This window comes from Paenibacillus sp. FSL R7-0179 (assembly GCF_038002265.1).
In the GTDB taxonomy this organism is placed as follows: domain Bacteria; phylum Bacillota; class Bacilli; order Paenibacillales; family Paenibacillaceae; genus Paenibacillus_AQ.
On record NZ_JBBOCC010000001.1, the window covers coordinates 2,872,268 to 2,896,437 of the forward strand.

Annotated in this window: 16 protein-coding genes; all 16 read left to right on the forward strand. The window is 57.7% G+C overall.

Features of this window, described 5'->3' with window-relative positions; genetic code table 11:
* The first annotated feature begins 71 nt into the window (after positions 1–71).
* Positions 72–3,632, forward strand: coding sequence for a helicase-exonuclease AddAB subunit AddB (gene addB / locus MKX63_RS12725; protein ID WP_341017464.1), 3,561 nt, complete (start codon positions 72–74; stop codon positions 3,630–3,632).
* Positions 3,629–7,786: a UvrD-helicase domain-containing protein gene (locus tag MKX63_RS12730; RefSeq protein ID WP_341017465.1), complete on the forward strand. Its 4,158-nt coding sequence runs from the start codon at positions 3,629–3,631 to the stop codon at positions 7,784–7,786. Before addB ends, MKX63_RS12730 begins: the two co-directional genes overlap by 4 nt.
* 487 nt (positions 7,787–8,273) lie before the next feature.
* Positions 8,274–9,455 carry an exonuclease SbcCD subunit D gene (locus MKX63_RS12735; protein WP_341017466.1) on the forward strand — a complete coding sequence of 394 codons (1,182 nt, stop codon included), beginning with the start codon at positions 8,274–8,276 and terminating at the stop codon, positions 9,453–9,455.
* A gap of 1 nt (position 9,456) precedes the next feature.
* Positions 9,457–13,035 (forward strand): AAA family ATPase, encoded by a 3,579-nt coding sequence (locus tag MKX63_RS12740; protein WP_341017467.1) that lies wholly within the window; start codon positions 9,457–9,459, stop codon positions 13,033–13,035.
* A 963-nt stretch (positions 13,036–13,998) separates the two neighbouring features.
* Positions 13,999–14,358, forward strand: coding sequence for a histidine triad nucleotide-binding protein (locus MKX63_RS12745; protein WP_341017468.1), 360 nt, complete (start codon positions 13,999–14,001; stop codon positions 14,356–14,358).
* Between the two features lie 142 nt (positions 14,359–14,500).
* The gene (gene rpsU / locus MKX63_RS12750; protein ID WP_005547957.1) at positions 14,501–14,674 is read left to right on the forward strand and encodes a 30S ribosomal protein S21; all 174 of its coding nucleotides are present in this window, start codon (positions 14,501–14,503) and stop codon (positions 14,672–14,674) included.
* Between the two features lie 15 nt (positions 14,675–14,689).
* Entirely contained in the window at positions 14,690–15,133 is a 444-nt protein-coding gene (locus tag MKX63_RS12755; protein ID WP_341017469.1) for a GatB/YqeY domain-containing protein, read from the forward strand.
* A gap of 201 nt (positions 15,134–15,334) precedes the next feature.
* Complete coding sequence (locus MKX63_RS12760; protein WP_341018616.1) at positions 15,335–16,672, forward strand: NfeD family protein; 1,338 nt, start codon at positions 15,335–15,337, stop codon at positions 16,670–16,672.
* Positions 16,673–16,708: 36 nt separating this feature from the next.
* The gene (gene floA, locus MKX63_RS12765; protein WP_341017471.1) at positions 16,709–17,710 is read left to right on the forward strand and encodes a flotillin-like protein FloA; all 1,002 of its coding nucleotides are present in this window, start codon (positions 16,709–16,711) and stop codon (positions 17,708–17,710) included.
* Positions 17,711–17,726: 16 nt separating this feature from the next.
* Positions 17,727–18,323 (forward strand): hypothetical protein, encoded by a 597-nt coding sequence (locus MKX63_RS12770; RefSeq protein ID WP_341017472.1) that lies wholly within the window; start codon positions 17,727–17,729, stop codon positions 18,321–18,323.
* 182 nt (positions 18,324–18,505) lie between these two features.
* Positions 18,506–18,799, forward strand: coding sequence for a sporulation protein YqfC (gene yqfC / locus MKX63_RS12775; protein WP_209872075.1), 294 nt, complete (start codon positions 18,506–18,508; stop codon positions 18,797–18,799).
* Complete coding sequence (gene yqfD / locus MKX63_RS12780; RefSeq protein ID WP_341017474.1) at positions 18,796–19,977, forward strand: sporulation protein YqfD; 1,182 nt, start codon at positions 18,796–18,798, stop codon at positions 19,975–19,977. The genes yqfC and yqfD overlap by 4 nt, the downstream gene beginning before the upstream one ends.
* A 15-nt stretch (positions 19,978–19,992) precedes the next feature.
* Positions 19,993–20,964 carry a PhoH family protein gene (locus tag MKX63_RS12785; RefSeq protein WP_341017476.1) on the forward strand — a complete coding sequence of 324 codons (972 nt, stop codon included), beginning with the start codon at positions 19,993–19,995 and terminating at the stop codon, positions 20,962–20,964.
* 17 nt (positions 20,965–20,981) lie between these two features.
* Entirely contained in the window at positions 20,982–23,261 is a 2,280-nt protein-coding gene (locus MKX63_RS12790; RefSeq protein ID WP_341017478.1) for an HD family phosphohydrolase, read from the forward strand.
* Positions 23,233–23,733: an rRNA maturation RNase YbeY gene (ybeY, locus tag MKX63_RS12795; protein WP_341017479.1), complete on the forward strand. Its 501-nt coding sequence runs from the start codon at positions 23,233–23,235 to the stop codon at positions 23,731–23,733. Before MKX63_RS12790 ends, ybeY begins: the two co-directional genes overlap by 29 nt.
* A complete protein-coding gene (locus tag MKX63_RS12800) occupies positions 23,733–24,128 on the forward strand; it encodes a diacylglycerol kinase family protein (RefSeq protein ID WP_341017480.1) in 396 nt (131 codons plus the stop codon). The genes ybeY and MKX63_RS12800 overlap by 1 nt, the downstream gene beginning before the upstream one ends.
* Positions 24,129–24,170: the final 42 nt, after the last annotated feature.

Consider the following 24,170-nt stretch of genomic DNA (forward strand, 5'->3'; position numbering starts at 1 on the left):
TGGAGACGAGAAGTTTCATAGATTCTGGTGCTGCATAGAGTACCAGGGTTCAACGGAAGGAGTCTGCTGAAATGACGGTTAACTTCATCATCGGCCGCTCGGGCAGCGGCAAGACGACTACAATATGGGAGCGGGTATCCTCCAGGCTAAAGGCAGAGCCGCTGGGGGCCCCGATCATTATACTTGTTCCCGAGCAGGGATCGTTCGGAGCGGAAAGGGGACTGCTGGCAGCAGGCGGCGTGAAGGGAAGTCTGCGTGCCCAGACGCTCAGCTTCTCGCGTCTCGCCTACCGGGTGAAGCAGGAGACCGGCGGCAGCGCGAGTCTGCCCATCAGTCAAGAAGGCAAAAAGATGCTGATCTACAAGATTATCAGCAAGCGCAAAGAGGAGCTGAAGCTGTTCGGTGCTTCCTCGGACCGGCCGGGATTTGTGGAGCGGCTCAGCAGTCTGCACACGGAGCTTAAGCGCTGTTGTCTTGGAGCCGGAGACCTGGAAGAGCAGATCGGCAGAATGCGGGATGCCACGCTGGGCAGCCCTATTCTGGCCGGGAAGCTGGATGATCTGCATCTCGTCTTCAGCGAGCTGGACCAGGAGATGTCACAGCTCTACATAGATGAAGAGGACAGGCTGGCCGAACTCGCTGAGCATATTGCGGACTCTGCCTATATCCGCGGCGCCGAGATCTGGGTGGACGGTTTCCACGGCTTCAGCAACCAGGAATTTGTCGTCTTACGTGAGCTGATGCAGTATGCCGGCACAATGAACATTGCGCTCACACTGGACCGGATCTATCCTCCTGATGTTGCCCCGCATGAGCTGGAGCTGTTCCATCCGGCAGCGGTAACTTACATTAAGCTGCGGGGAATGGCGGAGGAGATGGGGCTTACCGTATGGGATGAGCTGCTCGCCCCGCCCGTCCTGCCAAGGTTCCAGGACAGTCCAGTACTTGCCCATCTGGAGCGCGGGTTACAGCGCCGGCGTTCCTGGACAGGACCGGCTGAAGAGGTGAAGGAAGCCGTCAGCATCCGGGCTGCGGCTTCGCGCCGCACCGAGGTGGAGGGCGTGCTGCGCGAGATGCAGGCCCTGGCCAGAGAATATGGAGCCAAATATGGGGAAATGGCGGTATTCATGCGCAATATGGCCGATTATGAACCGCTGATTGCCCCGTTGTTTCAGGACTTCGGCGTTCCGTTCTTCCTGGATCAGAAGCAGAGTGAGCTGCATCATCCGCTGGTGGAATTCATCCGCTCCGCCCTGGATGTCGTCCGCCGCCGCTGGCGTTATGAAGATGTGTTCCGCTGCGTGAAGACGGAGCTGCTGCTGCCGCTGGACGGAAGCATTACCCGCGCTCATATGGATGAGCTGGAGAACTACGTGCTGGCCTGCGGCATTCACGGCTCCCGCTGGACGAACGGGCGCTCTTGGAAGGGCATTCCGCGCCTATCGCTGGAGGGCAGTGAAGCTGTAGATGAAGCGATGCTGGCAAGAATGGAGGCCTGCCGGAAGGCCGTTGTTGAACCGCTGCAGGCATTTGAGCAGAGAATCAAGGCCAGCCGCAGCGGCCTGGAGCTGTGCAAGGCAGTATATCTGCTGCTGGAGGATACGGAAGCGGCAAGCAAGCTCGAAGAGATGGGAGCAGAGTCTCTGAAGCAAGGACGTCCCGAAGCCGCCCGGGAGCATAGCCAGCTCTGGGGGGCTGTTCTAGGCTTGCTGGACCAGATTGCCGAGATGATGGGCAAGGAACGGATAGAATTCAGCCTGTTCGCCGGGGTGCTGGAGACCGGGCTGGCTGAGCTTAAGATGGGGCTCGTCCCGCCTGCACTTGACCAGGTGCTGGTAGGTACGATGGACCGCACCCGGGTGTCGGGGGTGAAGTACGCCTTCCTGCTCGGTTTCAACGAAGGCGTGGTTCCGGCGCAGTTCAAGGAAGACGGTATTCTGTCCGAAGGGGAACGCCTCTTGCTGGAGAAGTCCGGTATGGAGCTTGCACCGGGCTCATCCAGGAAGCTGCTGGATGAACGCTTCCTGATCTACAATGCGCTTACGACGGCCAGCAGGAAGCTGTGGATCAGCTATGCCGTAGCTGACGATGAGGGCAAGGCGCTGCTGCCTTCGGAGGTCATCCGCCAGCTGCAGGGAATGTTCCCGCAGCAGTTAGATGAACAATTCCTCTCCGGCTTCCCGCAGAGCGGCAATGATGACGATGAAGTCCATATGGACTTCATCGGCCATCCTGAGCAGACGCTGCGCATGCTGCTGCTTCAGCTCCGCCAGTGGCGTCAAGGAGCAGAGATACCCGGCATGTGGTGGGAGGTCTATAACTGGTTTGCGGCGGAGCAGGGTGCAGACAAGCCTGCGGATGAACAGGCAGCGGAATACCGTCATGCGGATCTGTCCATGAAGCTGAAGCTGGAGCGGCTGCTCGGCTCGCTGTTCTACCGCAATGAAGGCATACGGCTGAAGAAAGAGACCAGCCTGCGCCTGTATGGCGGCTCCACACTGCGCGGCAGCGTGTCACGGATGGAGCGGTTCGTTGCCTGCTCCTTCTCCCATTTCGCTTCCTACGGTCTGCGGCTGAAGGAGCGCCAGCTCTACAAGCTCCAGGCCCCGGATATCGGACAGCTTTTCCATGCGGCCCTCAGTGAAATGGCGAAGCGGCTACAGGAGCAAGGCCGCAGCTGGGGCAGCATGACTGCGGAGGAGTGCCGCACGGAAGCGGGGAAGACCGTAGACAAGCTGTCTCCGCTGTTACAGGGAGAGATTCTGATGAGCAGCAAGCGCTACGGCTATATCTCGCGCAAGCTGAAGAATATTGTCGGCCGCGCTTCGGTCATCCTCGGGGAGCATTCGCGCCGGGGGAGCTTCGAGCCGGTCGGGCTGGAGCTGGATTTTGGCCCGGGTCAGGAATTGCCTCCGCTGAGAATCACACTGCCGAACGGCTGTGTCATGGAGGTGGTCGGCCGGATTGACCGGGTGGATAAGGCTGAAGGAGAGCAGGGAATTCTGCTGCGGGTTATCGACTACAAATCAAGCCAGAAGGATCTCAAGCTGCATGAGGTCTACTATGGATTGTCGCTGCAAATGTTAACGTATCTTGATGTGCTGCTGACCTATTCCGAGCAATGGCTTGGCCAGGCAGCACTGCCTGCCGGTGCGCTCTATTTCCACGTTCATGATCCGCTCCTGACCTCAGCCAACGGCATGAACCGGGAACAGGCGGAGCAGGAGCTGATGAAGCGCTTTAAGATGAAGGGCCTGCTGACCGCCGACCGCGAGGTGGTATCGCTGATGGATACCACACTCGACAAAGGGTATTCCTCTATTGTTCCGGTAGCGCTGAAGAGTGACGGCAGCTTCTACAGCAGTGCATCCGTAGCTACCCCGGAGCAATGGGTGCAGCTGCGGTCCTCGGTGCGCAGCACAATCTCTGAGATCGGGACCAGCATTACAGAGGGGGATGTGGCGATACAGCCTTACCGCATCCAGCAGGAAACAGCCTGCACCTTCTGCTCCTTCCGTCCCGTCTGCCAGTTCGATGAGGCGGTGGAGGGCAATAGTTATAACATTCTCAGCAAGCCGGGCAAAGAAGTGATCTGGGATCTGCTGTCCCGCAAAGGAGGAGAGAAGCTGTGAGCACAAGACCTGTACCCGAAACGAAGCCGGAGGGCAGTCTGTGGAGTGATGACCAGTGGCGTGCCATTGCCGAGAGCGGCAGCGATATTCTCGTGGCGGCGGCAGCCGGTTCCGGCAAAACGGCGGTTCTCGTCGAGCGGATAATCCGCAAGATTAGCAATGAGGAAGCAGGATTCAGCGTAGACCGGCTGCTGGTGGCAACCTTCACCAAGGCTGCCGCCTCCGAGATGCGCCAGCGTATCCGGGAAGCGCTTGAGCGTAAGCTTGAGGAGGACAGTGAAGGCGGGAACGAATATCTGCGCCGCCAGCTTGCTCTCTTGGGCAGAGCCTCCATTACCACGCTGCATTCCTTCTGCCTTGAAGTCATCCGCCGGTATTACCAGATCATTCCGATTGATCCCGGCTTCCGTATCCTGAATGAGCATGAGGCGGAGATGATGCGCCAGGAGCTGCTGGAAGAGCTGCTGGAGGAGAAATACGGCGAGGTTGCCGGGGACGGAGAAGATACCCTGTTCGTGCAGCTCGCAGACTGGTTCAGCGGTGAACGGAGCGATGATGCGGTGCACTCGCTGATTCAGCGGCTGCATGATTTCGCGCGCAGCCATCCCTGGCCTGCGCAGTGGCTGCGGGATACCGCAGCCGACTTTGCGCTGCCGGATGCCGAGGCTCTGAGCCATACGCCTTGGGTGCAGAGCATTCTTGCCGAAGCCCGGCTTACACTGAAGGGGGCGATCAGCCAGCTGGAGCAGGGGCGTGAGATCGCGCTTCAGCCCGGCGGTCCGGCGCCTTATGCGGAGAATCTTGCGGCCGATCTGGAGATGGCGCAGGGCCTGCTGGACGCGGTGGACTCGCAGCCCTGGGCCGGATTATATGATATCTTCATGGAGATCTCCTTCGGGAAGCTGAAGCCCTGCAAGAAGGATGCTACCGTTCCGCTGCTTCAGGAGAGCGTGAAGGCGATCCGGGATCAGGTGAAGAAGAGCCTGCTGGAGCTGCAGAAATCCCTGTTCGGCCGTCCGGCAGAATCCTTCCTGGGTGAGCTTCATACAGCGGCTCCGCTGATGCAGGAGCTGGCGGAGACCGTAATCGCCTTCGGTGAACGCTACCGTCTGGAGAAGGCGGGCCGGGGGCTGGTGGACTTCAGTGATCTGGAGCATTACTGCCTGCAGATTCTGCGTCATCCGGATTCACAGCCGGGGCATTCGCTCCCGTCGGATGCGGCGATGGAGTACCGCAGCCAGTTCGACGAAGTGCTGCTGGATGAATATCAGGATACCAACAGTGTGCAGGAGGAGATTGTCCGGCTGATCTCCCGGGAAGCCCCCGGAAACCGCTTCATGGTCGGGGATATGAAGCAGAGTATTTACCGGTTCCGCCTGGCGGAGCCGGGCCTGTTCCTGGACAAATACCGCAGGTTCAGTAATGAGCTGTCCTACGGAGACAAGCCAGATGGCCGGGCGGAGGCTAATCTGGGACTGGAGGGACAGGAGGATGGTCTCGTCATCGATCTGGCCCGCAATTTCCGCAGCAGGCTGGAAGTGGTGAATGCGGTGAATATGGTCTTCCGGCAGATTATGGACAGCAATGTCGCGGAGATCAGTTACGACGAGCGGGCAGAGCTGGTGTACGGAGCGAATTTTCCGGGAGCCGAAGAGAAAGGGCCGGATACTTATTTTGCGCCGGAGCTGCTGCTGATCGACAAGGGGAGCTCTTCCCCGGGGCCGGCGGATGAAGCAGCAGAGGACGATGAGCTGCCTCTTCTGGAGCTGGAGGCTGCCGAGAGTGAGACTGCACAGCTGGAAGCACGGGCTATTGCCCGGCGCATCTCGCAGATGACGGGAATGACCGGCGGTGAGCCGCTGCTGATCTATGATAAAGGACTGCGGATCATGCGTCCCGTAGTATATGGCGACATTGTCATTCTGCTGCGTTCGGCCCGGGTATGGACGCCGCTGATGATTGAGGAGCTGCGGGGTGAAGGTATCCCGGCATACGGGGACCAGAACAAGGGGTATTTTCAGGCTACCGAGGTGGAAATTGCCCTCTCCCTGCTGCAGATTGTCGATAATCCCCGTCAGGACATTCCGCTGGCTGGAGTGCTGCGCTCACCGGTGGTGAATCTCCGGGAGGAGGAGCTGGCGAAGGTGCGGCTGTGCAGCAGAGGGACGTTCTACGATGCGCTGGTTGCGGCTTCTGAAGCAGGGGCGGCGCTGCGGGACGATCCGCCGGATCTGTTCGGGGAGGCCGGGCTGCTGGCAGGGCAGGATGCCGGTACTGGTGACACAGCCGGTGAGACGGCCGCTGCGTCAGAGCTTACGCCATCGTCAGGAAATGAGGGGGTACAGGAAGATATAATTGACGGAACCGATGCTTCAGCGGCGCTGCGGGATATTCCGCTTACGCTGCAGCGTAAGCTTAAGGCCTTCCTGGACATGCTGGAGAACTGGAGAAATGCGGCCCGGCAAGGAAGCTTAAGCGAGCTGATCTGGAGGATCTACCGTGAGAGCGGGTATCTGGAGTGGGTCGGGGGGCTTCCCGGAGGCTTTCAGCGCCAGAACAATTTAAAGGCGCTGTATGACCGGGCTGTTCAATTCGAGAACGAGACCTCGGCCAGAGGGTTGTTCCGCTTCCTGGTGTTTATCTCACGGCTGAGAGAGAACGGCGGCGATCTGGGGGTTGCCGGAGGAAGCAGCGAGGAGGCCGGGGGCGTCAGAATTATGACGATCCACAAGTCAAAGGGGCTGGAATTCCCTGTTGTCTTCCTGGCAGGTATGGCCAAAATGTTCAACCGTCAGGACCTCCACTCTCCGTTCCTGATGCACAAGGAGCTTGGTTTCGGACCGCGCTTCGTGGAGCGGGAGACCCGGGTCAGCTACCCGACGCTGCCCTATCTGGCGATTAACCGCCGTTCGCGGCTGGAGCTGCTCGCTGAGGAGATGCGCGTGCTCTATGTCGGACTGACCCGTCCGCGCGACAAAATGATTCTGGTCGGCACGGTCAGGGATCTGCCGCGCACGGTGTCCGGCTGGGCCGCGATGCAGGGCCGCGAGGAACTGCTGCTGGCGGATCACCTGCTGGCCAGGGGCCGCAGCTATCTGGACTGGGTGGGGCCAGCGCTGATCCGCCACCCTGCCGCTGCTATTCTGCGCAAGCTGGCAGGCAGTGAGGGACCGGTATCCACAGTGCTGCATGGCGATGAGTCGAACTGGAGCATTACGGTGACTGGTGCACCGGAGCTTAGCCCGGGTGCCTTTCTTGCCGGGGACGGCGATCAGGACAAAAACGAACAACGCCGGGTGATGCTGGAGGCGCTCCGCAGGGGCAGGGCGGTGTCAACACCCGAGACCTTGGCAGCTGCGCAGATTGCAGAGAGACTGGGCTGGACTTACCGGTATGCGGCAGCGTCAAGCATCCCTGCTAAGACCTCGGTCACCGAGCTCAAGGGGTTATTGTCGATGCAGGAGCAGCCGTCGTACGACCAGCTGGAGGAGCGGAAGCTCCCAGGTAGGCCGGATGAACGGAACGAACGCGGGTATAGGGACAGCCTGCATCTCCAGCGGCCGAAATTCATGGAAAAACGGGGACTTACCCCTGCCGAGCGCGGAACGGCCTACCATACGGTGATGCAGCATATTCCGCTGGATGAGCCGGTAGACCGGTCTGTGCTGGAGGCTACGCTTGTGCGTCTTGAAAGGCTTGCGATCCTTAGCAGGGAACAGGCGGAAGCGGTAGTGCTGGAGGAAGTAGAGCAGTTCTGCCGGAGTGAGCTGGGCCACAGACTCTTCCACTCTGCCTGGAAGACCAGAGAACAGCCCTTCAGCTACACAATGCCAGCCGGTGAAGCCTACCGGGGGCTTGACTATCTGGATGAAGCGGCTGCCGGACTTGCGGATGAGCCGGGCGGCGGTGATTTTGCGGAGACGGTACTGATTCAAGGGGTGATCGACTGCCTGTTCCGGGAAGAGGGACGGCTGATTCTGCTGGATTACAAAACAGATCATATCCCTCCGCACGGGGATGGGCTGGCACAGCTGTCGGACAAATACCGTTTCCAGCTGGAGCTGTACAGCAAGGCTCTGCTGGATATTCTGGGCGAGCCGGTCAGCGAGGTTTGGCTGTACTTTTTCGACGGCGGACATGCTGTGAGATTGTGAGTGGGGGGATTGATGCTATAACTGCGGCGGATATAGGTGCTGAGCGGTAGTTGAGACAAATTATATTCTTGCGGCCTGGCGATCGTTGGATCAAAGAATGAAGTGGCTGCTTACTAAATATGGCTGTTTATCAAAATCACTGTCCGCCCCAGTCAATGTCCCTTAGAATGATGTGAAATGTTGTACTTATTACAGCTTCAGTGTAGAGATCGCTGTGTATTGGACCGAATTGCTGCATGAAATACAAGAATAGCTCTGTACATCGGCCTGAAGCAGGGGGAATGCTGCCTTTCTTGCAACAATTCCGGTAGAAGAACTTTCTTAGCGCAGGGAAGTTGTATTTAGTGCAGGATTCCTGGTCGATAAGCGGTGCAACTGCTGACGGAACCGTGTGGAGGGTAAGCCTGGGTACTGGATAGAAGTTTCATTTTAAAGATAATAGTTGAATCTATGATTGCCGCAGACAGGCGGGGAAATGAGGGCGGAAATGCGCATTTTGCATACAGGAGACTGGCATCTCGGACGGACGCTGGAGGGCAGAAGCCGGCAAAAGGAGCAGGAGCAGTTCGTGGAAGAACTGGTGGAGATTGCCGATTCCTCCGGGGCGGATCTGATTCTGATGGCGGGGGATGTCTACGATTCGGTGAATCCTCCGGCGGCTGCGGAGCAGCTGTTCTATGACGCGGCGGCCAGACTGACGGCAGGCGGCCGTCCGCTGGTGGTTATCTCGGGCAATCACGACCAGCCGGAGCGCGTAGCTTCCGTGTCTCCGCTTGTCCGCAGACAGGGGATTACGCTCGTCGGAATGCCTACTTCGGAACCGGTCACAGTGCATGCGGCCAGAACCGGCGAAGTTGCCAAAATCGCTGCGCTCCCTTACCCCTCCGAAGCCCGGCTGGGCGAGCTGCTTGCCGGAGACAGCGGAGAGGCGGAGCTGCGGCTGGCTTACAGCGCCCGGGTCGGGCGGCTGATGAATCTGCTTGGGCGCGAGTTCACCCCGCAGACCGTCAATCTGGCGATGAGCCATATCTATGTGCTGGGCGGCGTGGAGAGCGACTCCGAACGGCCGATCCAGGTCGGCGGTGCCTATACCGTTGATCCTTTGGCACTCGCTTGCGGCGCGCAGTATACAGCACTTGGACATCTTCACCGCGCCCAGCGGGTCAAAGGAGACGGGATGATCCGATACAGCGGCTCTCCGCTGGCTTACAGCTTCTCTGAAGCAGGCCAGGCCAAGTCGGTGGCTATGATTGATGTCGCACCCGGCGGGGAGCCGGTGTTCGAGGAGATCTATCTCTCCTGCGGGCGTCCGCTGGTGAACTGGAAGTCCACGGGCGGATTACAGGAGGTCTACGGCTGGCTGGATGAGGGCAGGGACGCCGGGGCATTTATTGATCTGGAGCTGCGGCTGACCGAGGCGATGTCCATGAATGATATCCAGCGGCTGCGCAAGTCACGGGAGGGCATCGTCCATATCCGGCCCATCTATCCGCAGATGGAGCAGGAGCTGGAAGAGATGTCCCGCTCCCGTATGCCTGTACAGGAGCTGTTCCGCAGGTTTTATCAGCGCCAGACCGGCGGTGCGGAGCCGGATGACAGCCTGATTGCGCTGTTCCTGGAGCTGGCGGAAGAAGAGCGGCATGATGCTGCGGAAGGGGAGGAGAACTGACTTGAAGCCGATATTGTTGAAACTATCCGGGCTGCAGAGTTACCGGGCGGAGCAGGAGATTGATTTTGCCAGCCTGACCGAGACGGGGCTGTTCGGGATCTTTGGTCCGACGGGCAGCGGCAAATCCAGTCTGCTGGACGCGATTACACTGGCGATGTACGGTAAAGTGGAGCGCGCCGTGAACGGAACCCAGGGGATTATGAACCACTCCGAGGACCAGCTCAGCGTGGCCTTCACCTTCGAGCTGAACTCCTCTTCCGGGGCACGGCGCTACCGCGTGGAACGGAAGTTCAAACGCACCGGGGAGCAGTCGGTCAGCAATACGATCAGCCGGTTCATCGAGGTCAAGGCGGACGGCGATTTTGTGATGGCCGACAAGCTGGCGGAAGTTACGCGCTGTGTCGAAGAGCACATCGGGCTGAAGATGGACGACTTCACCCGGGCCGTTGTGCTTCCGCAGGGCAAATTCGCCGAGTTCCTGTCGCTGCGGGGCGTGGACCGCAGGCAGATGCTCCAGCGTCTGTTCCATCTGGAACAGTACGGTGACGGGCTGGCACTGAAGCTGAGCCGCCGCGTCAAGGACAACGAGGCGGCGCTGCGCGCTCTGGAAGCAGAGCAGCAGGGGCTGGGCAGTGCGGGCAAGACGGATGTGGAAGCGGCCGCTGTCCGTGTGCAGGAGGCGATCCGTCATGCGGCGGACTGCCGTAAGCGTCTCACGGAGGCTGCGGAGCGCGCCGAGCGCTTCGTCCGCATCCGCGAGCTGCAAGAGGAACGGGCCCGCCGCGAGTCGCAGCGGCAGGCCCTGCTGGCTCAGGAGGAGCAGATCCTCCTCCTGGAGCAGAAGCTCGGCAAGGCGGACGAGGCCGAGCGCAGATTGCCCGCGCTGAAGGCTTGGCGCAGCGCGGAGGAGGCTTGGAAGGCCCGGGCGGCACACGCAGTGGGCCTTGAGGCCTTGGCCGCCGCCGCCGTGCAGGAGGCGGCGGCTGGGGCAGAAGCGGAAGCAGCGGCCCAGGCCGCGCTATCCGCAGGCGAGCCGGCCCTCCGTGAGGAGGAGGGCCGGTACCGGCGCGCGCTTGAGCTGGAGGCCGAGCTCAGCGCGCTGCACAGCGAGCGCGCGGCGCTGCAGGCGCGCCGCGGGGAAGCCGCCCGGTCTTTAGCCGCCGGGCGGGAGAGCCTGGCCCGGGAGCGTGAGCTTTTGGCCCGCGGCCAAAAGAAACAGCACGAGCTGCAGCAGAGCCTGCAGCCGCTGGCGGTCCGCTCCCAGGAGCGGCAGTCTCTGCAGGAAGCCATGCAGAGACTGCAGGGGCTGCGTTCTGCCGAGGCCCAGCGGGAATCGGCAGAACGTGAACGCCAGGGCCGCGCGGCGGTGCTCGCAGCGGCGGAAGTGCGGCTGGCCGCCGCCGGGTCCCGGCGGCAGGCGCTGGATGCCGGGCGCGGGGAGCTGTTGGCCGCCGCCGCCCTGCACCAGGAAGAGCTACGTACGGCCGAAGGGGCAGCGGGAGACGCTGCCGGCCGCCTGGAGGAGCACATCAGCGCGCTGGAGGCTGCGCTTAAGGAACAGGAGGTTCACCGGCTCTCGCAGGCGCTCGCCGGTGAACTCCGGGAAGGGGTTCCCTGCCCGGTATGCGGCAGTGAGCATCACCCTTCCCCTGCGCTTCAGCAGGAGCAGGGGAACCCGGAGGAGCTGGACAATAGGCTCCGCCATGTCCGCGCTCAGGCCCGTCAGGCGCTGGAGACGCGCCATCTGCTGCGCAGCCTGCTGGAGCAGGACAGCTCGTGGCTCGCTGGGCTGGCGGGAGGCACGTCCGAAGAGGCGCTGCACCAGTCCGCCGCGGGTGCGGCCGGCGCAGAGCCGGCTGCGGACAAGACGGCAGGCATGTCGTTCCAAGCCCCGCCCGCACCCAAGCTCTCCAGCAATTCCGGCTCTTATGCAGGACCTGACTTTCTGAACAGTTCCGGCTTCCACGCCGAACCTGATTCTGTAAGCACCTCGGAGTCTCCCGGCCCCCTGGCAACCACGCTCCTCCCGGATGAAGAAGCCCTGTCCGCAATGGATGGCCGGTTGTCTGGCTTGAATGAGCAGCTGGTCGCGCTGCGGGGACGCTCCGCAGAGCTGCGCCGCGCAGCTTCAGACTGGCAGCGTTCCCTGCAGGAGCTGGAGCAGGTGTATCACAAGGAGGCGGCGGGTGCCGAAGCAGAGAAGACCTGGCTGCAGGGGCTGTCTGCCAAGGCAGAGGAGCTGGCAGCTTCAGCCGGCAAGCTAAGAGAGGAATGGAGCCGTCTCTTCCCGGAGCTTGCCCCGGAGGAAGCGGAGAGAACGTATCAGGAAATGCTCGGCAAGGATGAACGCGCTGAGGAGATCCGCAGCCGGCTGGAGATCAGTGTCAAGTTCCTGGACGACAAAAGCCTTGCCGTGCAGACGCTGAACGAGCAGCTGGCCGGATTGGATAAGGAGCTGGCGCAGTGGGATGCGCAGCTTGAGGGCAAAGAAGCGCTTGCCCGTGATAAAGAGCAGCGCCTGCGCGAAGGGACCGGCGGCCAGCCTGCCGGGGAACTGCTGGCCGCATGTGAACGCAGACTGCTGGAGCTGCAGACTGCGCTGGAACGCAGCCGGCAGGAACACCGCCGGGCAGCGGACAAGGCGCAGCAGCAGACCCGCGAAGCTGCGGTAGCCCGCCAGGCGGCAGAATCGGCGCAGGAGCATTATACCGCCGCCACCGCCCAGTGGGAGGAGAGTCTGCAGTCTTCGCCGTTTGCTTCGGCCGCAGAGGTGGAGGCCTCATCGCTGGAGACTGGAGAACGGGCACAGGCCGCCGAACGTGTGAAGTCCTACCGCGAAGAGGAGGCAGAGTGCCTGCTGCAGCTGCGGAGCATTGAAGAGAAGCTGGCTGGAGCTGAGCTCAGCAGTGAAGAATGGCAGGAGAGCCAGGACATGCTGCTTAGGTGCAAAGAGGAGGATGAAGCCTCGCTTCAGGCCCGTGCGCGGGCAGAGCGGGATCTGGAGGATCTGCAGCAGCGCCATATCCGCTGGGTAGAGCTGGAGGACAAGCGGGCTGGACATGCGGCGATGCAGGAGCGTCTGTCCAAGCTGCAGACCGTGCTGCGCGGCAATGCTTTTGTGGAGTATATTGCAGAGGAGCAGCTGATGCAGGTATGCCAGGCTGCGTCGCAGCGTCTGCGGTTCCTGAGTAAGCAGCGTTACGCGCTGGAGGTGGATTCAGGCGGCGGCTTCGTCATCCGGGATGACGGGAACGGCGGCGTAAGACGTCCGGTGTCCACGTTATCCGGAGGAGAGACCTTCCTGACCTCCCTGTCGCTGGCGCTTGCCCTGTCAGCCCAGATTCAGCTGCGCGGACAATATCCGCTGCAATTCTTTTTCCTGGATGAGGGCTTTGGCACCCTGGACCCGGATCTGCTCGACACCGTCATCACATCACTGGAGAGACTGCATAATGACCAGTTGTCCGTAGGCATCATCAGCCATGTTCCCGAGCTTCGGGCCCGCCTGCCGCGCAAGCTGATTGTAGTTCCTGCAGAGCAGGGCGGCGGGGGTTCAACCATTCTTTTGGAAAAAATGTGAAAGACGGGGTTGGTTGTGATGAGAATCACAGATACACCTCCAACCCCCTGTTATAATACAGCTAAGCCGACATTATTTGAAACACCTCGGCGGACGTATGAAAGGGAATCTACTCCTTCTCATACGTCCGCCGCCGAAGCAGCTCATATGAGCTGTGAAGGGTGTTTCCTTTTTTTTGTCTTTTTTTGTGTACAAGCTCAAAATTAGCAACGATCATACCCCAAGGAAGGAGCACCCTCCTTTAAGGCAATCGAACAAAATATATGCGAAAAAACGAATACATTTGCAACCGCTAGGTTAGGGGGACAACTGTGCTCGCGAGGTTAGAGGGATAACTCTGCTAATGAAGGTGTTTCTGGACCGAATGTATACGATACACCGAGTACAATGCGCCACCGCAAGGGTTAGAAAGCCAACTAGGCTGATGGTGGTGTTACCGGATTATTGTATTCAAAAAAACGAACACAACGTGCCGCTAGACCTGTTATAATACAGTCTGTCCTCCCTATACTCACTGTTATCGTGATACTCCAGTCCTCCCTTCGAGGCTTCTCTCCCTATTCCCTCCTCATCCCTGACCCCACGCTCCTTGTTACTCTCCCCAGTATACCTATACATAGCTCCCGCCGACTTTCCCTCACAATCCCAGCGTAATCCGCCCCGAACAACGGATTTTACCGGAATATAGCCTTCCGCCTTTCGTAATTGCTCAACATCCTGTATGATTAGTTCCATAAAATGAAATTTGTCGCGAAGCCGATCAGGCCGGAAGCCAGAAGATCTTCAGGCGTGTGCGTCCCGCAGAGCTCAGGCTGTATTGAACGATAACAGATCATCGCCTGTGTGTGGCAGGTGGCCGTTGCACGAAGGATAGTAGTGTTCGTGTCTGTGATCTCAGCCAGTGCTGCGGAAAGTGCCGGATGCAAGCTTCTGCATTACAAATTTTTTGGGAGGAAGCGTGGTATGGAAACTGTATTCAGCAAAATTATTGAAGGTTCAATTCCGTCCAAAAAAGTATTCGAGAATGAGCGGATTCTGGCGTTCCACGATATTGAGCCTGCGGCCCCTGTGCATGTGCTGATTATCCCGAAGAAATACATTGCTTCCATGAATGAGGTTACACCTGAGGATCTGCCGCTGATTGGCGAGATTCATGCCGTAGCACAGCAGCTTGCCGCAGAGCTTGGAATTGCCGATAGCGGCTACCGTCTGATTAACAATTGCGGTCCGGACAGCGGAATGGCAGTGCCCCATCTGCATTATCATCTGCTGGGCGGAGCCAAGCTTGGGGCCCTGACCGGAAACTCCAGTTCTCATGCCTGAGTAAGCAATGTATCCATATACTGCCTGACTGAAAAAAGAATAACGCGAAGGTTGACACCTTATTTAGGTTTGACCTATAATGAAAGGTGATGAACCGTGTTGTTATGCTCTTGGACGGTCTGGTCGGAGGGAGGGAAAACTGGTGTCTGAAACGAAAGTTCGCAAAAACGAGACAATTGATGCTGCACTTCGTCGCTTTAAACGTTCCATTGCTAAGGATGGTGTCTTGGCTGAGGTGAAGAAACGCAAGCATTATGAGAAGCCAAGCGTAAAGCGCAAGAAGAAGTCTGAGGCTGCTCGTAAGAGAAAGTTTTAGGAGGATTACCCACGCATGAATCTTAGCGAACGATTGAACGAAGATATGAAGCAAGCGATGAAGAGTAAGGACAAGTTCACACTCTCCACCATTCGAATGGTTCGTTCTACAATAAAGTATCTTGAAATAGATTTGAAGAGAACATTAGACGACAACGAAGTGCTTGATATCCTTAGTCGTGAGATCAAACAGCGCAAAGATGCCCTCCAAGAATTTGAAGCAGCGGGTCGCGATGAGCTTGCCGCGAGTACTAAGGCAGAAATCGAGATTATCATTAAATATCTTCCCCAGCAGCTTACCGAAGAAGAAATTAAAGTAATTGTACAGCAGACCATCCAGGAAACCGGTGCTTCTTCGAAAAGTGAAATGGGTAAGGTGATGAGCGCACTGATGCCTAAGGTCAAAGGTCGCGCCGATGGTAAACTTGTGAACCAGGCGGTTCAGCAATTTCTGCAATAATATAACGCTAGCACCCCTTTTATAAGGGGTGTTTTTCATTATGTGGAGCTTTTTGGATAGACCTGCGTATAAGGTATACTAGGAATTATATGCAGGCGTACATACAATGATAAGTTGAGAATGCAAATGGTTCATGTACAAAAGGGGGGCGCAGGCTTGAATAAGTTACGCACCATCATATTCTCCTGTATCGCGGCGCTGATGCTTCTTTTGTTCCTGCCACTGGCGGGGACCGTTCAGGCGGATAATGAAGCGGTCCGTGCACCGGGAGCAGCTTCGGGTACAGTAGTCAGCGGACCTGTGTTCATTATTCCGGTGGACCAGGAGATTGAGCGGGGGCTGCAGAGCTTTCTGGAACGGGGCTTTCAGGAGGCCGCGAATTACGGCGCAGTTCTGATTGTTCTGGAGATCGATACACCTGGAGGACGGGTGGATTCTGCCGAACGAATCGGTACTTTGGTCAGAGACAGCAAAATTCCGGTGGTGGCCTATATCAAAGGCAACGCCGCTTCCGCAGGCAGCTATATTGCACTGAGCGCGGACGCCATTATCATGAAGCCGGGCAGCATGATCGGGGCCGCTTCGCTGGTGGACATGAACGGGAAGAGCGTGGAGGATGCCAAGATGGTATCGTACTGGAAATCCAAAATGACCGGAGCAGCCTCGCTGAACGGGCGTGATCCTGAAGTGGCTGCCGGCATGATGGATGTTCATCTGGTAGTTAACCGCCCGGAGCTGGGCGTGAACAAGCAGGCAGGCGAGATTATCGCTCTGAGCAGCGATGAGGCACTTCAGGCCGGGTACGCCGACCGAATTGCCGGAACGGAGCAGGAGGCGATTACCTGGCTGGGCTACTCAGCGGGCGACATTTTCCGCATTGAGCATACCGGTGCGGAGAAAATGTCGCAATTTCTGACCCATCCGGTGGTCATGACGATTCTGCTCTTCGTGGGCATTGCCGGTGTATTCATCGAGCTGCTGGTGCCCGGCTTTGGGGTGCCCGGAATTGTCGGTACGCTGGCGTTCGCCCTTTACTTCTTCGGCAACTATGTGGCCGGCTTCGCCGGGGCAGAGACGCTGCTGCTGTTCATTCTGGGACTCGTAATGCTGATTCTGGAGCTGTTCGTGCCGAGCTTCGGTATTCTGGGGATACTCGGGTCCATCAGTCTGGTGGCGGGTGTTGTGAGAGCTGCTTACAGCTTTACACATGCGCTGTTCAGCCTTGGCATTGCTTTTTCGGCGGCGGCTGTGGTCATTGTGATTGTAGCCGTGGTGTTCAAGGAGCGGGGGATCTGGAACCGGTTCATTCTTCAGGATAGCCTAACCAGAGAGAAAGGATTTGTGCCTGTCCCGGAGAAGCTGCGTCTGATTGGAGCCTCCGGCATGAGCGTAACCCCGCTGCGTCCGGCCGGAACCGCCAACTTTGACGGTGAACGGATTGATGTGGTGACAGAAGGCGGGTTCATCGAGGCGCAGACCGCCGTATCCGTAGTGAAGGTTGAAGGTGCCCGCGTGGTCGTGAAGGAAGCAACGAAATGATCGTTGTCTATCAAAATATAGGAGGTTGGTAAGCGTATGTTGGAAGCATCTATGATTACTTTTTTGCTGATCGCGGTAGCCGTGATTATTGTACTAAGCGTATTCTTCAGCTTCTTCCCGGTCATGCTGTGGGTATCTGCTTGGGCCTCCGGGGTCAAAATCAGCATTATCACGCTGGTAGCGATGCGCCTGCGCCGGGTAACGCCGAGCCGGATTGTCAATCCGCTGATTAAGGCGACCAAGGCCGGGCTGGGGCTGAATATCAATCAGCTGGAGAGCCATTATCTGGCCGGAGGGAACGTGGACCGGGTAGTGAACGCGCTGATTGCCGCCCAGAGAGCGGATATTCCGCTGGAATTCACACGTGCCGCCGCCATCGATTTGGCCGGACGCGACGTGCTGCTGGCGGTTCAGATGAGCGTTAACCCGCGTGTCATTGAGACGCCGATTGTTGCGGCTGTGGCCAAGAACGGAATTGAAGTCAAGGTCAAAGCACGGGTAACGGTGCGGGCCAATATCGACCGGCTGGTCGGCGGTGCAGGCGAAGAGACGATTATTGCCCGTGTCGGCGAGGGAATTGTAACCACAGTCGGCTCCAGTAACTCGCATAAGGATGTGTTGGAGAATCCGGATTCCATCTCCCGCACCGTTCTCTCCAAGGGTCTCGACTCCGGGACGGCCTTTGAAATTCTGTCCATTGATATTGCGGATGTGGATGTAGGCAAGAACATTGGTGCGTACCTGCAGACTGAGCAGGCAGAAGCGGATAAGCGCATCGCCCAGGCGAAGGCTGAAGAACGCCGGGCCATGGCGGTTGCCCATGAGCAGGAGATGAAAGCCCGCGTGGTCGAGATGAAGGCGCTGGTCGTTGAATCTGAATCCCAGGTTCCCTTGGCGATGGCCGAAGCCCTGCGCTCCGGCAAGCTTGGCGTGATGGATTATATGAATCTGAAAAATATCGAGGCAGATACGCAGATGCGCGGCTCCCTCGGCAAACTAAACGATGGGGACGACACCAGCCGTCCGCCCCACAAATAAAGGGATGTGAGCTCCCATGAGCAGCGTGATCTATTTCCTGGTGCTTGCGGCTATAGCGATCATCACTAATCTGAACAAGAGAAAGGGCAAAGACAAACAGGCCCCGCGCGGGGGGATGCCTACCTTTGGCGGCGGCGGAGGGGGCATCGGTAATACGCTGCCCCGCCGCCGGAAGGCCGGGCGTGCGGAGCAGGAGCAGCAGGGCAGCGGATTCCCGGTGCCTGCAGCGGCAAGGGAAGACACGGACCAGCCTGCCCCGCAGCCGGCTGCACAGGAGGTCCCGTCTTCGCTAGCATGGTCTGAGCAGCCGGCTGCCGCTGATGAGACCGGCGAAGGGGTGTCTCTGGAGCAGGCCGATGACCCAGACAGCGTGGAGGCCCGCACAGAACGCATGCAGCAGGAGCTGGAGGAGCTGCAGGCTGCCTTCGACGGAATGGCGGCTGCTGTACCGTCTGCGGGCTCTGAAGCAGGCGGAGAGAGCAGTGGCTCAGCTTCACCGGCATTCGCCCGCCATCCGCTCACAGGCGACCCTGACACGCTGCGCAGCGGCCTGGTGTGGGCGGAAGTGCTGGGTCCGCCCCGTGCCCGCCAGCCGCATTCCACGCGGCGTTAAGTTCTTGCCTTCGCTTCCTGATCAACATGTAATGCTGCACATAAGCCTGGATCTATTCCTTAGCGGGAAAGGATTCAGGCTTTTTTGCTATTTTGCCAAGGAGACCGCATGTGAGTTCTTCTCATAAACGGCTGCCCCGCCGCATAAGGTGTACAGAAGGCAGGAAGGGGGAGCGTCTACTTATGACCCGTATCGGCCGCAGGCTGCGGGGATGGACAAACGGGATATTGGATCTACCGCAGGATGTGCTGCAGGAGATGCCCCGGATCACCCTGATCGGCAATAAGGAGCTGTATATTGAGAACCACCGCGGCGTGCTGCATTTCTCTTCGGAGCAGCTCAGGCTGGCATTAACCCAAGGAGTGCTGGAGATTTCCGGCGAAGGACTGGTCATCCGCAACATTCTGGGCCAGGAGCTTGCCGTCATTGGAGTAATCGGTGAAATCAGATATAAGGAAAGTGGGGAGAATCCATGAAAGAACCGCCTCTGTCATCACTACGGGGGTTCGTTACACTGCATGTGAGCGGACCGCAGGTGGAGAAGTTGATTAATGCTGTAACCGGAGCGGGCATCATCATCTGGGATGTGAGGCCTGCCGGGGACGGCGCTTCTTTGAATCTGCTGCTGGATGACTTTTTCCGGCTCCGCCCGCTCCTCAAAAAGACAGGCTGCCGCATGCATGTTACAGCCAGGCACGGACTTCCGTTTCGCCTCGCGCGTTTGTGGAGACGGAAGTTTTTTGCCGCAGGGATGCTGATCTTCGGTGTAGGCCTGCTGCTGCTCTCCTCGATGATCTGGAGTGTCAAGGTGGAAGGGAATACCCGCATTCCGACCGAGGACATTCTGGAAGCTGCACGCAAGGAGGGCGTCTATCCGTTTCAGTGGATTTGGCGCATGCAGGAGTCGGACGAGCTGTCCCGGGAGCTGACCACCCTGGTTCCGGGCCTGACATGGGCCGGGTTCCACCGGAACGGGACGAGCATTACCATCCAGGTAGTCGAAGCCGACCGCCCGGATAATAAACCGCTGCTCAGCCAGCGCCATCTCATCAGCCGGACCGATGCGGTGGTGACCGAAATCTATGCGGAGCAGGGCAGGCCGGTGGTCAGCCGGAATACGCGGGTCAAAAAAGGGGACATCCTCATCTCCGGAGCGCTTGGTGACGAGGAGAATACCGAGTTTGTAGTCGCTAAAGGCATAGTTAAAGGCCTTGTATGGCATGAATATAATCTGGAGGTACCGCTCAAAAGAACGGGCAGTGTGTATACAGGAGAACGCAAGGACCGCACCTATCTTGTTCTCGGCAAATGGGCGATTCAGCTGTGGGGCTACGGGGACTCCGGGTTTGCGAAGTCCCGCACGCTTTCAGAGCCCGATATGCTGTCGTGGCGCTCTTTTCAGCTGCCGCTGGGCCTGATGACCGAGAAGGAGCTGGAGATCAAAGCTTCGGCTGAAGCGCTTACTCCAGAGGCAGCCAGGGCGGAAGGATTAACGCGGGTGAGGAGCGATATTTTCGCGCGTTACGGCGCTGATAGCGTCATCAAAAGTCAAAAAATTTTGCATGAGAAGAAAGAGAATGGTAAAGTTTATATGAAAGTGCTGTTTGAGGTGGAAGAGAGAATCGCGGAAGAACTTCCGATAGTAAACAATTGAGGAGAATGAGGCTACTTGTCAGAACAGACTACAAGCATTCAAATATCTTTGCACAATGCGGGAGAAGCGCAATCCCTGTTCGGCCCGCAGGACGGATTCCTGAAAATCATTGAGAAAGAAATTCCGGCAGTTATTAATTCACGCGAGGCCGAAATTACGATTCGAGGTACGGAGCGGGAAGTGGACATGCTGGGCCAGCTCTTCAACGTGCTGCTGTCACTCGTTCGCGGGGGTTACATATTGAGCGAACGCGATGTGCAGTACGCCGTGGAGCTGGCGAAGGATTTCCGTGCCGACCAGCTGCTGGACCTGTTCAAGGGCGAGATTACAACCACATTCCGCGGCAAGCCGATCCGTGTCAAAACCATTGGCCAGAAGCATTATGTGAGCACCATCAAAAAGCGTGATATCGTCTTCGGCATCGGCCCGGCGGGCACAGGCAAGACTTATCTGGCTGTGGTCCTCGCGGTGACGGCGCTGAAGGAAGGCTCGGTCAAACGGATCGTGCTTACGCGCCCGGCTGTAGAGGCCGGGGAGAACCTGGGCTTCCTCCCGGGAGATTTGCAAGAGAAGGTAGATCCGTATCTGCGGCCGCTCTACGACGCCTTGTACGACGTTATGGGGCCCGATCAGGTGGCGAAGGCGCTGGAGCGCGGGCTGATCGAGATTGCACCGCTTGCCTATATGCGCGGGCGTACGCTGGAGGATGCTTTTATCATCCTTGATGAAGCACAGAATACCACGCCCGAACAAATGAAAATGTTCCTCACCCGTCTGGGCTTCGGCTCCAAGATGGTCATCACGGGCGATGTGACCCAGATCGATTTGCCGCGCGGCAAGAAGTCAGGGCTGATCGAAGCCAAAACGATTCTTTCCGGTATCGAGGAGCTTGGCTTTGTCTACTTTGCAGAGCAGGACGTTGTCCGTCATTCCCTTGTGCAGAAAATTATCGTTGCCTATGACCGCTCTGCCGAAAACCTCCAATAAAAAAGGGGATTGTCTTCATGGCCTCAAAGCAACCATCGAAATTAAGCGGATTTGTATATAGCAGCAGCGGATGGAAGTATAGCGCGGTGACACGCTATGCTCTTTTCCTGTTATTGGCCGTTGTTTTCTACCTCAGCCTGTCCTCTGATCTGCTGCCCAAAAGGTATGATATCAAAGAGGGAACACGCAGTGCCAAGGAGATTACAGCTCCCAAGCAAATCCTGGACACCAACGCCAAGCTCAAGGCCCAGGAGACTGCTGCAGAGAATGTGACCAACCGTTATGCCATTATTCCTATCCGGGCGGAGAATCTAGTAACTCTGCTGCTGGACCGGATCGGCGGGCTGAATCAGGATGATACGATTTCACAGAGTGAGAAGACGGAGATTTACCGGGAGGAGATTCCGCGGCGGGCGAATGATTTTATTCTTAATTTCGTGGCTGCCAGCCAGAAGGCCGGGACTTACTCCGAGCATCTGCTGAATGAAATGCAGTCCGTCATCAAGGATCAGGCCTACGTCATTCCGGAAGAGACCTATATCAAGATCCCGCGCCTGACTCAGCAGGATATCATCGAAATGAAGCCGGTGGCCCGGGATATTGTCACCAAGCTGATGAATGACCAGATTACCGATGCCCAGAGCGCTCGCGCCAAGGTGGCCGAGCAGGTCAGCGTCAGTTCGCTGGGCCAGCGGACCGCCCGTGAGGTGGTGCAGGAGCTGGTGCGGCTGGTAATCACTGCGAATAAATTCTATGACGAGGATGCCACCAAGGAAGCGAAGGTGCAGGCCCGTCAGAATACGCCGGATGTGTTCATCGAGCAGGGGGATGTGCTGGTTGCCAAGAATCAGGAGATTACCCCTGAGCTGTACAAGCTGCTGGATGAGAACGGGCTGCTCAGCAAAGAGATTAATTACTGGCCGCAACTTGGGCTGCTGCTGCTCTCTGCACTGTTGTCCTTTGGTCTGATGACCTTCATCCGCTACAATGGCGGAGCCTCAGGCTTCAAATACAATAACTCCCAGCTGCTTATGCTGGTACTGGTCTTTATTATTACGATTGTTATGATGAAGCTGACGGCCTTCCTGCAGACGGATGTGCGGACGTATATCGGCTATCTGGCACCCGTGGCTCTAGGCGCGATGCTGATCTCCATGCTGCTGGACATGACTTTAGCCTATTTCTGTTCCATTCTGTTCAGCATTCTGGCCAGTATCCTGCTGAATGTTCAGCAGAATACTATCTTTGATTTCACCTTCGGCTTCTTTGCCCTAATCGTAAGTTATGTTGCCATCTTCTCGACGCACCGTGCCGGACAGCGCTCAACACTGCTAAAGGGCGGTATTATGGTGTCCCTGCTAGGCTGCCTGACCGTAGCCATTCTGACGATGCTGAGCGGGGGCGTATGGAACGAGACGAATACGTTATATGCCCTGGGCTTTTCCTTTGCCGGGGGGCTGCTTACCGCAGTGCTGGTTATTGGCCTGATGCCGTTCTTCGAGGTGACGTTCGGCATTCTGTCGGCGCTGAAGCTCGTAGAGCTGTCTAACCCGAACCACCCGCTGCTGCGCAAGCTGCTTACTGAGACGCCGGGAACCTATCACCACAGCGTAATGGTAGGCAATCTGTCCGAGGCTGCGGCCGAAGCGATTGGTGCAGACGGCTTGCTGTGCCGGGTAGGCTCGTATTATCATGACATCGGTAAAACGAAGCGCCCGTTCTATTTCATAGAGAACCAGAACAATATGGAGAATCCGCATGACTCGATTGAGCCGAAGCTGAGCAAATCGATCATTGTGGCCCACGCCCGGGACGGGGTGGAGATGCAGAAGGAATACAAGCTGCCAAAGCCGATCCGCGATATAGCGGAGCAGCATCACGGCACGACATTCCTGCATTATTTTTATCATAAGGCATTGAAGCTTGCAGAGGACAAGGGTGTAGAGCCGGACTTCACGGAGGAGGATTTCCGTTATCCCGGCCCGAAGGCACAGTCGAAGGAATCCGCCGTTGTCGGGATCGCCGACAGTGTGGAGGCCGCCGTCCGTTCGCTCCGTAAGCCAACCGTGGTGCAGGTGGAGACCATGATTGAGAAGATTATCAAAAGCCGGCTGGATGACCATCAGTTCGATGAATGCGATCTGACGCTCAAGGAGCTGGATATTATTTCGCGGACATTGAAAGAGACAGTAATGGGCATTTTCCATTCCCGGATTGAATACCCCGAGGATGTGCGCAAGCCCAAAAAAGAGGAAGGGGCCATCAAAAATGAGCCTGAGCGTCGTTTGGAACAATGAACAGGATGAATATGAAATTAACGGCGATCTGATCGAGCTGCTGGAGCGGATTCTTCGGGCAGCAGGGGATGCTGAAGGGATTGACTCCGGGGAAGTGGATCTGACCTTCGTCAATAACGAACGCATTCACGAGCTGAATCTGGAGTACCGCGGCATTGACCGTCCGACAGATGTGCTCTCCTTCGCGATGAATGAGGCAGGAGAAGACGAGCTGGAGATCCGGTACGGCTTAGCAGATGAAGACGAAGAGCTGGAAGAAGTACCGAATGTGCTTGGGGATATTATCATCTCGGTTACGCGGGCGCAGGAGCAGGCTGAGGAATACGGCCATTCGCTGGAGCGTGAGCTGGGCTTCCTGTTCGTCCACGGATTCCTGCATTTGCTGGGCTATGACCATCAGGAGCCGGAGGCTGAGGCCGAAATGATGTCCAAGCAGGAGAAGGCGCTGGCTCAGGTCGGGTTGACACGCTAATGGTCAAGAATACGGCGGTGGGCCATAAAAAATTCTGGCATTCCTTTCGCTTCGCAGCACACGGGATTGCAGCAGCCTTCAAATCGGAGCTGAACATGAAGGTGCACAGCGGCCTTGCTGTTCTTGTAGTGATTGCCGCCGCTGTGTTCAGGCTTCCGCTGGCAAGCTGGATGCTGCTGTTGCTGTCCATTACGCTGGTTCTGACTGCGGAGCTGCTGAACACGGCGATTGAAGCAACAATTGATCTGGTTTCGCCTGAGATACATCCCTTGGCCAAGAAGGCCAAAGATACCGCCGCAGGCGCCGTGCTGCTTACGGCGGTGTTTGCCGTGATTGCCGGAATCTATGTTTTTTATCATCCCGTGATGGACTGGATCACCGGTCTTATGTCATAATCAGTTTACAACTTTAGCTGGTGTAAGAGGCGGACCCGCTTT

What these genes read in the sequence shown, in the direction of transcription:
- yqfC (WP_209872075.1), top strand. Translation starts at nt 18,506, where the DNA reads ATGACCCGTATCGGCCGCAGGCTGCGGGGATGGACAAACGGGATATTG.
- MKX63_RS12735 (WP_341017466.1), top strand. Translation starts at nt 8,274, where the DNA reads ATGCGCATTTTGCATACAGGAGACTGGCATCTCGGACGGACGCTGGAG.
- MKX63_RS12745 (WP_341017468.1), top strand. Translation starts at nt 13,999, where the DNA reads ATGGAAACTGTATTCAGCAAAATTATTGAAGGTTCAATTCCGTCCAAA.
- ybeY (WP_341017479.1), top strand. Translation starts at nt 23,233, where the DNA reads ATGAGCCTGAGCGTCGTTTGGAACAATGAACAGGATGAATATGAAATT.
- MKX63_RS12760 (WP_341018616.1), top strand. Translation starts at nt 15,335, where the DNA reads ATGCTTCTTTTGTTCCTGCCACTGGCGGGGACCGTTCAGGCGGATAAT.
- MKX63_RS12770 (WP_341017472.1), top strand. Translation starts at nt 17,727, where the DNA reads ATGAGCAGCGTGATCTATTTCCTGGTGCTTGCGGCTATAGCGATCATC.
- addB (WP_341017464.1), top strand. Translation starts at nt 72, where the DNA reads ATGACGGTTAACTTCATCATCGGCCGCTCGGGCAGCGGCAAGACGACT.
- MKX63_RS12800 (WP_341017480.1), top strand. Translation starts at nt 23,733, where the DNA reads ATGGTCAAGAATACGGCGGTGGGCCATAAAAAATTCTGGCATTCCTTT.
- MKX63_RS12755 (WP_341017469.1), top strand. Translation starts at nt 14,690, where the DNA reads ATGAATCTTAGCGAACGATTGAACGAAGATATGAAGCAAGCGATGAAG.
- floA (WP_341017471.1), top strand. Translation starts at nt 16,709, where the DNA reads ATGTTGGAAGCATCTATGATTACTTTTTTGCTGATCGCGGTAGCCGTG.
- MKX63_RS12790 (WP_341017478.1), top strand. Translation starts at nt 20,982, where the DNA reads ATGGCCTCAAAGCAACCATCGAAATTAAGCGGATTTGTATATAGCAGC.
- yqfD (WP_341017474.1), top strand. Translation starts at nt 18,796, where the DNA reads ATGAAAGAACCGCCTCTGTCATCACTACGGGGGTTCGTTACACTGCAT.